This window comes from Citrobacter sp. RHBSTW-00599, from assembly GCF_013784065.1.
Taxonomy (GTDB): Bacteria; Pseudomonadota; Gammaproteobacteria; order Enterobacterales; family Enterobacteriaceae; genus Citrobacter; species Citrobacter braakii.
The window spans coordinates 1,455,923-1,470,028 of sequence record NZ_CP056717.1; the positions used below are offsets into that span (position 1 = coordinate 1,455,923).

General features: G+C 56.6%; 14 protein-coding genes. All 14 read left to right on the forward strand.

Annotated features, from left to right (window positions below; translation table 11 throughout):
• Positions 1-122 precede the first annotated feature (122 nt).
• The 14 genes from maeB to eutB all read left to right on the forward strand — a co-directional run bounded on the left by maeB (position 123) and on the right by eutB (position 14,104).
• Positions 123-2,402, forward strand: a complete 2,280-nt coding sequence (maeB, locus tag HV243_RS06825; RefSeq protein WP_016153959.1) for an NADP-dependent oxaloacetate-decarboxylating malate dehydrogenase — start codon at positions 123-125, stop codon at positions 2,400-2,402.
• Positions 2,403-2,562: 160 nt separating this feature from the next.
• On the forward strand, positions 2,563-2,898 hold the full coding sequence (gene eutS / locus HV243_RS06830; RefSeq protein WP_003037995.1) for an ethanolamine utilization microcompartment protein EutS: 336 nt from the start codon (positions 2,563-2,565) through the stop codon (positions 2,896-2,898).
• A 12-nt stretch (positions 2,899-2,910) separates the two neighbouring features.
• Positions 2,911-3,390 (forward strand): ethanolamine utilization acetate kinase EutP, encoded by a 480-nt coding sequence (gene eutP, locus HV243_RS06835; RefSeq protein ID WP_016153958.1) that lies wholly within the window; start codon positions 2,911-2,913, stop codon positions 3,388-3,390.
• On the forward strand, positions 3,368-4,069 hold the full coding sequence (gene eutQ, locus HV243_RS06840) for an ethanolamine utilization acetate kinase EutQ (RefSeq protein ID WP_053388621.1): 702 nt from the start codon (positions 3,368-3,370) through the stop codon (positions 4,067-4,069). The genes eutP and eutQ overlap by 23 nt, the downstream gene beginning before the upstream one ends.
• Positions 4,070-4,078: 9 nt before the next feature.
• Complete coding sequence (gene eutT / locus HV243_RS06845) at positions 4,079-4,882, forward strand: ethanolamine utilization cob(I)yrinic acid a,c-diamide adenosyltransferase EutT (protein ID WP_019077358.1); 804 nt, start codon at positions 4,079-4,081, stop codon at positions 4,880-4,882.
• Positions 4,879-5,895: a phosphate acetyltransferase gene (gene pta, locus HV243_RS06850; protein ID WP_053388620.1), complete on the forward strand. Its 1,017-nt coding sequence runs from the start codon at positions 4,879-4,881 to the stop codon at positions 5,893-5,895. Before eutT ends, pta begins: the two co-directional genes overlap by 4 nt.
• Positions 5,896-5,931: 36 nt before the next feature.
• Entirely contained in the window at positions 5,932-6,225 is a 294-nt protein-coding gene (eutM, locus tag HV243_RS06855) for an ethanolamine utilization microcompartment protein EutM (protein ID WP_003835054.1), read from the forward strand.
• A gap of 114 nt (positions 6,226-6,339) precedes the next feature.
• Positions 6,340-6,627, forward strand: coding sequence for an ethanolamine utilization microcompartment protein EutN (gene eutN / locus HV243_RS06860; protein ID WP_016153954.1), 288 nt, complete (start codon positions 6,340-6,342; stop codon positions 6,625-6,627).
• A gap of 11 nt (positions 6,628-6,638) precedes the next feature.
• A complete protein-coding gene (locus tag HV243_RS06865) occupies positions 6,639-8,042 on the forward strand; it encodes an aldehyde dehydrogenase family protein (protein WP_016153953.1) in 1,404 nt (467 codons plus the stop codon).
• A gap of 12 nt (positions 8,043-8,054) precedes the next feature.
• Positions 8,055-8,894 (forward strand): ethanolamine utilization protein EutJ, encoded by an 840-nt coding sequence (gene eutJ / locus HV243_RS06870; RefSeq protein WP_016153952.1) that lies wholly within the window; start codon positions 8,055-8,057, stop codon positions 8,892-8,894.
• Positions 8,884-10,071: an ethanolamine utilization ethanol dehydrogenase EutG gene (gene eutG / locus HV243_RS06875; protein ID WP_053388619.1), complete on the forward strand. Its 1,188-nt coding sequence runs from the start codon at positions 8,884-8,886 to the stop codon at positions 10,069-10,071. Before eutJ ends, eutG begins: the two co-directional genes overlap by 11 nt.
• Before the next feature lie 27 nt (positions 10,072-10,098).
• The gene (eutH, locus tag HV243_RS06880; protein WP_016153950.1) at positions 10,099-11,331 is read left to right on the forward strand and encodes an ethanolamine utilization protein EutH; all 1,233 of its coding nucleotides are present in this window, start codon (positions 10,099-10,101) and stop codon (positions 11,329-11,331) included.
• Complete coding sequence (eutA, locus tag HV243_RS06885; protein ID WP_053388618.1) at positions 11,328-12,731, forward strand: ethanolamine ammonia-lyase reactivating factor EutA; 1,404 nt, start codon at positions 11,328-11,330, stop codon at positions 12,729-12,731. The genes eutH and eutA overlap by 4 nt, the downstream gene beginning before the upstream one ends.
• A gap of 11 nt (positions 12,732-12,742) precedes the next feature.
• Positions 12,743-14,104 (forward strand): ethanolamine ammonia-lyase subunit alpha, encoded by a 1,362-nt coding sequence (eutB, locus tag HV243_RS06890; RefSeq protein ID WP_003038029.1) that lies wholly within the window; start codon positions 12,743-12,745, stop codon positions 14,102-14,104.
• Positions 14,105-14,106 lie beyond the last annotated feature (2 nt).

Consider the following 14,106-nt stretch of genomic DNA (forward strand, 5'->3'; position numbering starts at 1 on the left):
TTTGAATGGTGAGAGTATGGGGACCTTCAAAGTTTGTGCCGTTGACTGAGGTGATAATGTGCGGCTCAGTAGAATGGTTACCCGCGCCACTTTTTTGATAGATACGTGAAAGGAACAACAAGATGGATGACCAGTTAAAACAAAGCGCCCTCGATTTCCACGAATTTCCGGTACCCGGTAAAATCCAGGTTTCTCCGACCAAGCCTCTGGCAACCCAGCGCGACCTCGCGCTGGCCTACTCGCCTGGCGTGGCTGCACCGTGTCTTGAAATTGAAAAGGACCCGCTGGCAGCCTACAAATACACCGCACGCGGCAACCTGGTTGCGGTTATTTCCAACGGTACTGCGGTTCTGGGCCTGGGTAATATTGGCGCGCTGGCCGGTAAACCAGTGATGGAAGGTAAAGGCGTTCTGTTTAAGAAATTCGCCGGGATTGACGTGTTCGACATCGAAGTTGATGAACTCGATCCGGATAAATTTATCAACGTGGTAGCGGCGCTTGAACCAACGTTTGGCGGCATTAACCTCGAAGATATCAAAGCGCCGGAGTGCTTCTACATTGAGCAAAAACTCCGTGAGCGCATGAATATTCCGGTATTCCACGATGACCAGCACGGTACGGCAATCATCAGTACTGCCGCAATCCTTAACGGTCTGCGGGTGGTTGAGAAAAATATCTCTGATGTGCGCATGGTGGTGTCAGGCGCAGGTGCGGCGGCGATTGCCTGTATGAACCTGCTGGTGGCGCTGGGTATGCAGAAACACAACATTGTGGTCTGCGACTCCAAAGGGGTGATTTACAAAGATCGTGAACCAAACATGGCGGAAACCAAAGCGGCTTACGCAGTGGTGGATGACGGTAAACGTACGCTGGATGATGTCATTGACGGCGCAGACATTTTCCTCGGTTGCTCTGGCCCGAAAGTGCTGACGCAGGAAATGGTTAAGAAGATGGCGCGTGCGCCAATGATCCTGGCCCTCGCCAACCCGGAACCGGAAATCCTGCCGCCGCTGGCGAAAGAGGTGCGTTCCGACGCCATCATTTGCACCGGCCGTTCCGACTACCCGAACCAGGTTAATAACGTCCTGTGCTTCCCGTTCATCTTCCGCGGCGCGCTGGACGTTGGCGCTACTGCCATCAACGAAGAGATGAAACTGGCCGCGGTACACGCCATTGCTGAGCTGGCGCACGCCGAGCAGAGCGAAGTGGTGGCCTCCGCCTATGGCGACCAGGACCTGAGCTTCGGGCCGGAATACATTATTCCGAAACCGTTCGACCCGCGTCTGATCGTCAAAATCGCCCCTGCGGTGGCGAAGGCGGCGATGGATTCCGGTGTGGCAACGCGTCCAATTGCCGACTTTGACGCTTACATCGATAAGCTGACCGAATTCGTCTACAAAACCAACCTGTTCATGAAGCCGATTTTCTCTCTGGCACGCAAAGCGCCGAAGCGCGTGGTGCTGACTGAAGGGGAAGAGGCGCGTGTACTGCATGCCACGCAGGAGCTGATCACTTTAGGTCTGGCGAAACCGATCCTGATCGGTCGTCCGAGCGTTATCGAAATGCGTATCCAGAAACTGGGTCTGCAGATCAAAGCGGGCGTCGATTTTGAGATCGTCAACAATGAGTCAGATCCGCGCTTTAAAGAGTACTGGAGCGAGTACTACCAGATTATGAAACGTCGTGGTATTACCCAGGAGCAGGCGCAGCGTGCGGTAATTGCCAACACCACGGTGATCGGCGCGATCATGGTGCAGCGCGGCGAAGCGGATGCAATGATCTGCGGTACGATTGGCGACTACCATGAGCACTTCAGCGTGGTGAAAGAGGTGTTTGGTCACCGCGATGGCGTGCATACTGCCGGGGCGATGAACGCCTTGCTGCTGCCAAGCGGTAACACCTTTATCGCCGATACCTACGTTAACGACGATCCTACGCCGGAGCAACTGGCGGAAATCGCCGTGATGGCGGCAGAAACCGTGCGTCGCTTTGGTATCGAACCGAAGGTAGCGCTGCTGTCGCACTCCAACTTTGGCTCATCTAACTGTCCGTCGGCCAGCAAAATGCGCGAAGCGCTGGAGCTGATTAAGGCGCGTGCGCCAGAATTGATGATTGATGGCGAAATGCACGGCGATGCCGCGCTGGTGGAAAGCATCCGTCATGACCGCATGCCGGACAGTCCGCTGAAAGGCTCAGCGAATATTCTGGTGATGCCGAATATGGAAGCTGCCCGTATTAGTTACAACTTACTACGTGTTTCCAGCTCTGAAGGCGTAACGGTCGGCCCGGTGCTGATGGGGGTTGCGAAACCGGTTCACGTATTAACGCCGATCGCATCTGTTCGTCGTATCGTTAATATGGTGGCGCTGGCGGTCGTAGAAGCCCAAACTCAGCCGCTGTAATTTCACTTTAATTTATTTCCGGCGCGGGTTTCTCCCGCGCCTTTTTATTTCCCCTTTCTTAGTGATCCACTTCACCTTTTAAACATGGTTGCCGAATTTTGTTATTTACTCTGACAAAAAATTGCCACGATGAGGGCAGTTTTAGCGGAGGCGGTGAGCAATGGAAAAAGAACGCATTATTCAGGAATTTGTGCCGGGGAAACAGGTTACGCTGGCGCATCTCATTGCGCACCCTGGTGAGGAACTGGCGAAAAAGATCGGCGTTCCCGAAGCGGGCGCCATCGGCATCATGACGCTGACGCCAGGCGAAACCGCGATGATTGCCGGTGACTTAGCTATGAAGGCGGCAGATGTACATATCGGCTTTCTCGATCGATTCAGCGGTGCGCTGGTCATCTACGGCTCGGTAGGCGCGGTAGAAGAAGCGTTATTACAGACGGTAAGCGGTCTGGGTCGGTTATTAAATTTCACTTTGTGCAACCTGACAAAAAGTTAATCAGAGGCGGCGATGAAACGTATTGCGTTTGTCGGTACGGTGGGGGCGGGGAAAACAACGCTCTTTAATGCGCTACAGGGAAATTATTCCCTCGCCAGAAAAACACAGGCCGTGGAGTTTAATGAAAATGGCGATATCGACACGCCAGGAGAATATTTTAGCCATCCGCGCTGGTATCACGCCTTAATTACCACGCTGCAGGATGTTGATACGTTGATTTATATACACGCGGCAAATGATAAAGAAAGTCGCTTACCTGCCGGGCTGTTGGATATCGGCGCCAGTAAACGACAAATCGCCGTTATCAGCAAAACGGACATGCCGGATGCCGACGTCGCCGCAACGCGACAACTACTTCGCGGGATAGGGTTCCAGGAGCCGATTTTCGAACTCAACAGCCATGACCCGCGCAGCGTGCAGCACCTGGTGGATTATCTGACTGAGCTCAGCCAAAAGGAGGAAAGGGCAGGTGAAAAAACTCATCACAGCTAACGATATTCGTGCGGCCCACGCACGCGGCGAACAGGAAGTGTCGGTTGTTCTGCGCGCCAGCATCATCACCCCGGAGGCGCGCGAAGTTGCGGAGCTGCTGGGCGTCACCATCAGTGAATGCGATGAATCCGCGCCAACCGCTGCTGCTGCACCGGTTGCGGTGGATGATGGCAAAACGGAAAGCCAGCGCATTCGCGAAACCATCATTGCGCAGTTACCGGAAGGGCAGTTTACCGAAAGCCTGGTCGCCCAACTGATGGACAAAGTCATGAAGGAGAAACAGTCGCTGGAGCAGGGCGGAATGCAGCCGAGCTTTAACTCGGTGACCGGCAAAGGCGGCGTCAAAGTCATCGACGGCAGCAGCGTGAAGTTTGGTCGTTTTGACGGCGCACAACCGCACTGCGTGGGTTTAACCGATCTGGTGACCGACCAGGACGGTAGCAGCATGGCCGCCGGGTTCATGCAGTGGGATAACGCTTTTTTCCCATGGACGCTGAACTACGACGAAATCGACATGATTCTGGAAGGCGAGCTGCACGTTCGCCACGAAGGTGAAACCATGATTGCTAAAGCCGGGGACGTGATGTTTATCCCGAAAGGCTCCAGCATCGAATTTGGTACGCCATCGACGGTGAAATTTCTGTATGTGGCCTGGCCTGCGAACTGGCAGTCCTGCTAAGGCGGATGTATGAAGGATTTCATTACCGAAGCATGGCTCAGAGCGAATCATACGCTCAGCGAAGGGGCTGAAATTCATCTCCCCGCTGATGCTCGCCTGACGCCATCTGCCCGGGAATTACTGGAAAGCCGACATCTGCGCATTAAGTATATCGACGAGCAGGGCAGCCTGTTTATTGATGACGAAGAACAGCAGCCGCAGCAGGTGCATGGTTTAACCAGCAGCGATACGCATCCACAGGCCAGTTGCGAACTGTGTCATCAACCGGTGGTGAAGAAAGCAGACACGCTGACGCATCTGACAGCGGACAAGATGGTCGCTAAAAGTGACCCGCGCCTGGGATTTCGCGCCGCGCTGGACAGCACCATCGCCCTGGCCGTGTGGTTGCAGATAGAGCTGGCGGAACCGTGGCAGCCGTGGCTGGCGGATATCCGTTCGCGTCTGGGCAACATTATGCGCGCCGACGCTATCGACGAGCCGCTGGCAGCACAAGCTATCGTCGGTTTAAGCGACGAAGATTTACACCGGCTTTCGCATCAGCCGCTGCGCTATCTGGACCACGACCATCTGGTGCCTGAAGCCAGTCATGGCCGTGATTGCGCGTTGCTTAATCTGCTGCGTACCAAAGTTCGTGAAACGGAGACGGTGGCGGCCCAGGTATTCATCACCCGTAGTTTTGACGTAATGCGACCGGACATCATGCAGGCGCTCAATCGCCTTTCCAGTACGGTTTACGTGATGATGATTCTGAGCGTAGCGAAGCATCCACTGACGGTTAGCCAAATTCAACAGCGACTGGGGGAGAAGCAATGATCATTGAACGTGCTCGTCAACTCGCCCAGCGCTCACCTGCACGGGTGGTGTTCCCGGATGCGCTGGATGTTCGGGTGTTGAAAGCGGCAAATTACCTGCATCAGCACGGTCTGGCACATCCTGTTCTCGTCGCCAGTCCGTTTGCGCTGCGCCAGTTTGCCCTCAGCCATCGGGTGGCGATGGATGGCATTCAGGTTATCGACCCGCAAAGCAACCAGTCCATGCGTGAAGAGTTTGCGCTGCGCTGGCTGGCCCGCGCGGGAGATAAAACGCCTGCAGATGCGCTGGAAAAACTCAACGATCCGCTGATGTTCGCCGCCGCCATGGTTAGCGCGGGTAAAGCTGACGTCTGTATTGCGGGCAATTTGTCGTCGACATCAAACGTGCTGCGCGCTGGGTTACGCATTATTGGGCTACAGCCAGGCTGTAAAACGTTGTCGTCAATTTTCCTGATGCTGCCGCAGTACCTCGGGCCGGCATTAGGGTTTGCCGATTGCAGCGTCGTGCCGCAGCCCACAGCCGCACAGCTGGCGGATATTGCGATTGCCAGCGCGCAGACATGGCAGGCGATCACCGGTGAAGAACCGCGCGTGGCCATGCTGTCGTTTTCAAGTCAAGGCAGCGCTCGTCATCCCAACGTCGCTAACGTGCAGCAGGCTACGGAGATCGTTCGTGAGCGTGCCCCGCAGCTTACCGTGGATGGGGAACTGCAATTTGATGCCGCCTTTGTTCCGGATGTCGCCGCGCAAAAAGCGCCCGCCAGTCCGTTAAAGGGCAATGCCAATGTGATGGTCTTCCCATCGCTGGAGGCAGGCAATATTGGCTACAAAATCGCCCAGCGTCTGGGAGGGTATCGTGCCGTAGGTCCGTTGATCCAAGGGCTTGCCGCACCGCTTCATGACCTCTCTCGCGGCTGTAGCGTACAGGAAATTATTGAACTGGCGTTGGTGGCAGCAGTGCCGCGTCAGACTGACATGAGTCGTGAAAACGCCTCACACACACTGGTTGTTTAGGTCCCGTTCTGGACCCCTTAATGAGAGGAAAACACAATGGAAGCATTAGGAATGATTGAAACCCGGGGCCTGGTTGCACTGATTGAGGCTTCTGACGCAATGGTTAAAGCGGCACGCGTGAAACTGGTCGGCGTGAAGCAGATCGGCGGCGGTCTGGTTACTGCAATGGTCCGTGGCGACGTAGCGGCATGTAAAGCCGCAACGGATGCTGGTGCTGCGGCTGCACAGCGTATTGGTGAGCTGGTTTCCGTACACGTGATCCCGCGTCCGCATGGCGATCTGGAAGAAGTGTTCCCGATCAGCTTTAAAGGCGACAGCAACGACATGTAAGTCGTCCATGTGACGCCACAAACTTCATTGCTGGCGTCACCCTCTCTCCTTTTCACATTACCTTCTGCGGAGGGTAGGGGGAGGTTTTACCTGAAATATGCCACGGAGGCGCGTATGAAACTGGCAATCGTCACAGGACAAATTGTTTGTACCGTACGCCATCAGGGGCTCGCGCACGACAAGTTGCTGATGGTGGAAATGATTGATGCCTGCGGAAATCCCGACGGGCAATGTGCTGTTGCTATCGACAGCATTGGGGCGGGAACCGGAGAGTGGGTGCTGCTGGTCAGCGGAAGCTCAGCCCGTCAGGCGCACCGTAACGAATCATCACCTGTCGATCTGTGCGTGATTGGCATTGTTGATGAAGTGGTGGCAGGTGGTCAGGTGATCTTCCATAAATAAGGCAGAAAATCATGAATCAACAGGATATTGAACAGGTCGTGAAAGCGGTGCTGCTGAAAATGAAAGACAGCAGCCAACCCGTCAGTGCCGTTCAAGAAATGGGCGTTTTTGCCTCCCTGGATGACGCAGTGGCGGCAGCAAAACTGGCCCAGCAAGGGCTGAAAAGCGTTGCCATGCGCCAACTGGCTATCACGGCTCTACGTGAGGCGGGCGAAAAACATGCCCGAGAATTAGCGGAACTTGCCGTCACAGAAACCGGCATGGGACGCGTTGAAGATAAATTTGCCAAAAATGTGGCGCAGGCACGCGCCACGCCGGGCGTGGAATGCCTGTCTCCACAGGTTCTGACCGGTGATAACGGCCTGACGCTGATTGAAAACGCGCCGTGGGGCGTGGTGGCCTCGGTGACACCGTCCACCAACCCGGCTGCGACCGTTATTAACAACGCCATCAGCCTGATTGCGGCTGGCAACAGCGTGGTTTTCGCACCGCATCCGGCTGCCAAGGGCGTGTCTCAGCGCGCTATCACTCTGCTTAACCAGGCGGTAGTTGCTGCAGGCGGACCGGCAAACCTGCTGGTTACCGTGGCCAATCCGGATATCGAAACCGCCCAGCGTCTGTTTAAGTACCCAGGCATCGGCCTGCTGGTGGTGACCGGCGGTGAAGCCGTAGTGGACGCCGCGCGTAAGCACACCAACAAACGTCTGATTGCCGCCGGTGCGGGAAATCCGCCGGTGGTGGTTGATGAAACGGCTGATCTGGCACGCGCAGCGCAGTCGATCGTCAAAGGCGCTTCGTTTGACAACAACATTATCTGCGCCGACGAAAAAGTGCTGATCGTGGTCGATAGCGTCGCTGATGAGCTGATGCGTCTGATGGAAAGCCAGCATGCAGTCAAGCTGACCACAGCTCAGGCCGAACAGCTGCAACCGGTGCTGCTGAAAAATGTCGATGAACGCGGTAAAGGTACGGTCAGTCGTGACTGGGTAGGCCGCGACGCAGGAAAAATCGCTGCGGCGATTGGTCTGAACGTACCGGAGCAAACCCGGCTGTTGTTCGTCGAAACCTCTGCGACTCACCCGTTTGCCGTAACCGAACTGATGATGCCGGTTCTGCCGGTCGTGCGGGTCGCCAACGTCGATGAGGCCATTGAACTGGCGGTCAAGCTTGAAGGCGGCTGTCACCATACGGCGGCGATGCACTCGCGCAATATCGACAACATGAACCGCATGGCAAACGCCATTGATACCAGCATTTTCGTTAAGAACGGACCGTGCATTGCCGGTCTTGGACTCGGCGGCGAAGGCTGGACCACGATGACCATTACCACGCCAACCGGGGAAGGGGTGACCAGCGCACGCACGTTTGTGCGTCTGCGTCGCTGTGTGTTGGTGGACGCGTTCAGAATTGTATAAGGAGTAAACGACATGGCGCACGACGAACAACGTTGGCTGACACCCAGATTGCTAAAAGCGGCAACGCTATGTAACCAGACGCCCGTAAAGAGCGATTCACCGCTGTGGCTGGGCGTGGATTTGGGGACGTGTGATGTGGTGTCGATGGTTGTCGACAGTGACGGACAGCCGGTTGCGGTTTGCCTGGACTGGGCCGACGTCGTGCGCGATGGCATCGTCTGGGATTTCTTCGGTGCGGTGACTATCGTTCGTCGCCATCTCGATACGCTCGAACAACAGTTGGGTTGCCGCTTTACCCACGCGGCAACCTCGTTTCCACCGGGAACTGACCCACGGATCTCGATCAACGTGCTGGAATCTGCCGGGCTTGAAGTCAGTCATGTGCTCGACGAACCGACCGCGGTGGCGGACCTGTTGCAGCTTGATAACGCTGGCGTGGTGGATATCGGTGGCGGTACCACCGGGATTGCGATTGTGAAGCGAGGCAAAGTGACTTACTCCGCCGATGAAGCGACCGGCGGGCACCACATTTCTCTGACGCTTGCCGGGAACCGTCGCATCCAGTTGGAAGAGGCGGAGCAGTACAAACGCAGCAACGGTAAAGAAATTTGGCCGGTGGTTAAGCCGGTCTACGAAAAAATGGCGGAAATTGTGGCTCACCATATTGCCGGACAGGGCGTGGCAGATTTATGGCTGGCCGGTGGTTCCTGTATGCAGCCGGGCGTTGATGAACTGTTTCGTAAGCGTTTCCCGGAACTGCAGGTGCATTTACCCCAGCACAGCCTGTTTATGACCCCGCTGGCGATTGCAAATAGCGGAAAAGAAAAAGCGGAAGGAATCTATGCAAGCTGAATTGCAGACCGCGCTCTTTCAGGCATTCGATACCCTGAATCTGCAACGCGTAAAAACGTTTAGCGTTCCACCGGTTACGTTGTGTGGACTGGGAGCGCTCAGTACCTGCGGACAGGAAGCACAAACGCGCGGCCTGACGCATATGTTCGTCATGGTCGACAGTTTCCTGCACCAGGCGGGGATGACCGCCGCACTGGAACGCAGCCTGGCGATGAAAGGCGTGGCGATGACGCTGTGGCCATGTCCGGTGGGCGAACCGTGCATTACGGACGTCTGCGCGGCGGTCGCGCAACTGCGTGAATCGAAGTGCGATGGCGTAGTGGCCTTTGGTGGCGGTTCCGTATTGGATGCCGCAAAGGCTGTGGCGTTGCTGGTGACCAATCCCACCCAGACGCTGGCAGACATGGACGAGAGCAGCGCGTTACGCCCGCGTCTGCCGTTGATTGCCGTACCGACTACCGCCGGAACGGGTTCAGAAACCACTAATGTCACGGTGATTATCGACGCCGCGACCGGGCTTAAAAAAGTGCTGGCCCACGCAACCCTGATGCCGGATGTGGCGATTCTTGACGCCGCGCTGACGGAAGGTGTGCCCGCACACGTAACGGCGATGACCGGGATCGATGCGCTGACGCACGCCGTTGAAGCGTATAGCGCTCTGAACGCGACGCCGTTTACCGACAGTCTGGCGATTGGCGCGATTGCGATGATAGGTAAATCGCTGCCGAAGGCCGTTGGCTATGGTCAGGATCTGGCGGCGCGAGAAAGCATGCTACTGGCCTCCTGTATGGCCGGGATGGCGTTTTCCAGCGCGGGACTGGGCCTGTGTCACGCGATGGCGCACCAGCCGGGTGCGACGCTGCACATTCCACATGGACAGGCTAACGCCATGCTGCTGCCCACAGTAATGGGTTTCAACCGCATGGTGTGTCGTGAGCGTTTCAGCCATATCGGACGGGCGCTAACCAACAAGAAGTCGGACGATCGCGATGCCATCAACGCCGTCAGCGAGCTGATTAGCGAAGTGGGCCAGACCAAACGACTCTCTGAGGTTGGGGCAAAGCCCGAGCATTACAGCGCATGGGCTCACGCCGCGCTGGAGGATATTTGTATTCGCAGTAACCCACGCACCGCCACGCAGGCCGACATTATCGCGTTGTATGCGGCGGCACAATAAATACACATATGACAGGGAGTGAAGGTTATGGGAATTAACGAAATCATCATGTACATCATGATGTTCTTTATGCTGATTGCCGCCGTGGACAGGATCCTGTCGCAGTTCGGCGGTTCGGCACGCTTCCTCGGTAAGTTCGGGAAGAGTATTGAGGGATCGGGCGGCCAGTTTGAAGAAGGTTTTATGGCGATGGGCGCGCTGGGTCTGGCGATGGTTGGTATGACCGCGCTGGCACCGGTACTGGCGCATGTGCTCGGGCCGGTGATTATTCCACTGTACGAAATGTTGGGCGCGAACCCGTCGATGTTTGCCGGAACGCTGCTGGCGTGCGATATGGGCGGCTTCTTCCTGGCGAAAGAACTGGCGGGCGGCGACGTTGCGGCGTGGCTGTACTCCGGCCTGATCCTCGGGGCGATGATGGGGCCGACGCTGGTCTTCTCTATTCCGGTTGCGCTGGGGATTATTGAGCCGTCCGACCGTCGTTATCTGGCGCTGGGCGTGCTGGCTGGGATCGTCACCATTCCGATTGGCTGTATTGCGGGTGGTTTGATCGCGATGTACTCCGGTGTCGAAATCAACGGGCAGCCGGTGGAGTTCACCTTCGCGCTGATCCTGATGAACATGATCCCGGTGCTGATCGTTGCCGTGCTGGTGGCGCTGGGACTGAAATTCATCCCGGAAAAAATGATCAACGGCTTCCAGATCTTCGCGAAATTCCTGGTGGCGCTGATCACCATCGGTCTGGCGGCAGCGGTGATCAAATTTCTGCTCGGCTGGGAACTGATTCCGGGTCTTGATCCTATCTTCATGGCACCAGGTGACAAGCCGGGTGAAGTGATGCGCGCCATCGAAGTTATCGGTTCTATCTCCTGCGTGCTGCTGGGTGCGTACCCAATGGTACTGCTGCTGACCCGCTGGTTTGAAAAGCCGCTGATGAGCGTTGGTAACCTGTTAAAAATCAATAATATTGCGGCTGCGGGCATGGTGGCGACGCTGGCGAACAACATCCCAATGTTCGGCATGATGAAGAATATGGATACCCGCGGCAAAGTGATCAACTGCGCTTTTGCGGTCTCCGCAGCCTTCGCTCTGGGTGACCACTTAGGTTTCGCCGCGGCCAACATGAACGCGATGATCTTCCCAATGATTGTCGGCAAGCTGATTGGCGGCGTGACGGCGATTGGTGTGGCTATGCTGTTGGTACCGAAAGACGAAGATGTTCCGGCACCAGCAGAAACCAACCCGGAGGCGCAATCGTGAATACTCGCCAGCTACTCAGCGTCGGTATCGATATCGGCACCACCACCACTCAGGTGATCTTCTCACGCCTTGAGCTGGTCAACCGTGCGGCAGTGTCGCAGGTGCCGCGTTACGAATTCATCAAACGCGAAATTAGCTGGCAAAGCCCGGTGTTCTTTACCCCCGTTGATAAGCAGGGCGGGCTGAAAGAGGCCGAACTTAAGGCGCTGATCCTCGCCCAGTATCAGGCGGCGGGGATTGCGCCTGAGACCGTCGATTCCGGCGCGATCATCATTACCGGAGAAAGTGCCAAAACCCGCAACGCGCGACCAGCGGTGATGACGCTCTCTCAGTCGCTGGGAGACTTTGTGGTTGCCAGCGCCGGCCCGCATCTGGAATCAGTGATTGCCGGTCACGGCGCAGGGGCTCAAACCCTGTCAGAGCAGAAGTTGTGCCGCGTACTGAATATCGACATCGGTGGCGGGACGTCGAACTACGTCCTGTTCGATGCCGGAAAAGTCAGCGGTTCGGCCTGCCTGAACGTCGGCGGACGGCTGCTGGAAACGGACGGTCAGGGGCGGGTGGTGCATGCGCATCAGCCAGGACAGATGGTTGTTGATGACGTATTTGGCCCTGGCACCGACGCCCGAACCCTTAATGCGGCGCAGCTTGTTCAGGTGGCCCGACGGATGGCGGCGCTGATCGTAGAGGTGATTGACGGCACGCTGTCACCGCTGGCGCAGGCGCTGATGCAAACCGGTCTGTTGCCGACGGGTGTGAAGCCGGAAGTGATTACGTTGTCCGGCGGGGTGGGCGAGTGCTACCGCAACCAGCCTGCCGATCCATTCTGTTTTTCCGATATTGGGCCGCTGTTAGCGACGGCGCTGCATGAACATCCGCGCCTGCGTGAGATGAACGTGCAGTTCCCGGCGCAAACCGTGCGTGCCACAGTGATTGGCGCTGGTGCGCATACGCTGTCGCTTTCGGGCAGCACCATCTGGCTGGAAGGTGTGGCGCTTCCGCTGCGCAATCTGCCGGTGGCGATTCCGGTTGATGAGGCTGATTTGGTGGCCGCCTGGCAACAAGCGCTGATGCAGCTCGATCTGGACCCGCAAACAGACGCTTACGTGCTGGCGCTGCCCGGTTCGCTGCCGGTGCGCTACGCCGCGCTGTTAACGGTTATTGATGCGCTACTGGCCTTTGTCGCGCGCCATCCGAATCCGCATCCCCTGCTGGTGGTAGCCGAGCAGGATTTTGGTAAAGCCCTGGGCATGCTGTTACGCCCACAGTTACAGCAACACCCGCTGGCAGTCATCGATGAGGTGGTTGTCCGGGCGGGGGACTATATCGACATTGGTACGCCTCTTTTTGGCGGATCGGTTGTGCCGGTGACGGTGAAATCACTCGCATTTCCTTCCTGAGGGAACGACTTATGAAACTAAAGACCACATTGTTCGGCAATGTTTATCAGTTTAAGGATGTTAAAGAGGTGCTGGCAAAAGCCAACGAACTGCGTTCGGGGGATGTGCTGGCAGGGGTAGCTGCAACCAGTTCGCAAGAGCGAGTGGCGGCCAAACAGGTGCTGTCGGAAATGACGGTAGCGGATATCCGCAACAACCCGGTGATTTCCTATGAAGAGGACTGCGTGACGCGTCTGATTCAGGACGACGTCAACGAAACGGCTTATAACCGCATCAAAAACTGGAGTATCAGCGAGCTGCGCGAGTACGTGCTGAGCGATGAAACCTCCGTTGATGACATTGCGTTTACGCGCAAAGGATTAACGTCGGAAGTGGTCGCAGCGGTTGCAAAAATCTGCTCTAACGCGGACCTGATCTACGGCGGTAAGAAAATGCCGGTGATCAAAAAGGCCAACACCACCATTGGTCTGCCGGGCACCTTCAGCTGTCGTTTACAGCCGAACGACACCCGTGATGACGTGCAGAGTATTGCGGCACAAATCTACGAAGGGCTGTCCTTCGGGGCGGGCGATGCGGTGATTGGCGTTAACCCGGTAACAGATGATGTGGAAAACTTAAGCCGCGTACTTGATACCGTGTACGGCGTCATCGACAAATTCAATATCCCGACCCAGGGCTGCGTCCTGGCGCACGTTACTACCCAGATCGAAGCCATTCGTCGCGGCGCGCCGGGCGGGCTGATTTTCCAGAGTATCTGCGGCAGCGAGAAAGGCTTAAAAGAGTTTGGCGTTGAGCTGGCCATGCTGGATGAAGCGCGTGCAGTGGGCGCTGAGTTTAACCGTATCGCTGGGGAAAACTGCCTGTACTTCGAAACTGGACAAGGGTCTGCGCTTTCTGCTGGCGCTAACTTCGGCGCCGATCAGGTGACGATGGAAGCACGTAACTACGGTCTGGCGCGTCACTACGATCCGTTCCTGGTGAACACCGTTGTCGGCTTTATCGGGCCGGAGTATCTCTACAACGACCGTCAGATTATTCGCGCGGGTCTGGAAGATCACTTTATGGGCAAGCTGAGCGGCATCTCAATGGGCTGCGACTGCTGCTATACCAACCATGCTGATGCTGACCAGAACCTCAACGAAAACCTGATGATTCTGCTCGCCACCGCTGGCTGCAACTACATCATGGGCATGCCGCTCGGTGACGACATCATGCTCAACTATCAGACCACCGCCTTCCACGACACCGCGACCGTGCGCCAGTTGCTGAACCTGCGTCCGTCGCCGGAGTTTGAACGCTGGCTGGAAACCATGGGCATTATGGCAAACGGTCGCCTGACCAAACGGGCGGGCGATCCGTCACTGTTCTTCTGATG

Coding starts and splice junctions, on each gene's coding strand:
- eutJ (WP_016153952.1), top strand. CDS start 8,055: ATGGCGCACGACGAACAACGTTGGCTGACACCCAGATTGCTAAAAGCG.
- HV243_RS06865 (WP_016153953.1), top strand. CDS start 6,639: ATGAATCAACAGGATATTGAACAGGTCGTGAAAGCGGTGCTGCTGAAA.
- eutS (WP_003037995.1), top strand. CDS start 2,563: ATGGAAAAAGAACGCATTATTCAGGAATTTGTGCCGGGGAAACAGGTT.
- eutP (WP_016153958.1), top strand. CDS start 2,911: ATGAAACGTATTGCGTTTGTCGGTACGGTGGGGGCGGGGAAAACAACG.
- maeB (WP_016153959.1), top strand. CDS start 123: ATGGATGACCAGTTAAAACAAAGCGCCCTCGATTTCCACGAATTTCCG.
- eutH (WP_016153950.1), top strand. CDS start 10,099: ATGGGAATTAACGAAATCATCATGTACATCATGATGTTCTTTATGCTG.
- eutT (WP_019077358.1), top strand. CDS start 4,079: ATGAAGGATTTCATTACCGAAGCATGGCTCAGAGCGAATCATACGCTC.
- eutN (WP_016153954.1), top strand. CDS start 6,340: ATGAAACTGGCAATCGTCACAGGACAAATTGTTTGTACCGTACGCCAT.
- eutB (WP_003038029.1), top strand. CDS start 12,743: ATGAAACTAAAGACCACATTGTTCGGCAATGTTTATCAGTTTAAGGAT.
- eutG (WP_053388619.1), top strand. CDS start 8,884: ATGCAAGCTGAATTGCAGACCGCGCTCTTTCAGGCATTCGATACCCTG.
- eutM (WP_003835054.1), top strand. CDS start 5,932: ATGGAAGCATTAGGAATGATTGAAACCCGGGGCCTGGTTGCACTGATT.
- pta (WP_053388620.1), top strand. CDS start 4,879: ATGATCATTGAACGTGCTCGTCAACTCGCCCAGCGCTCACCTGCACGG.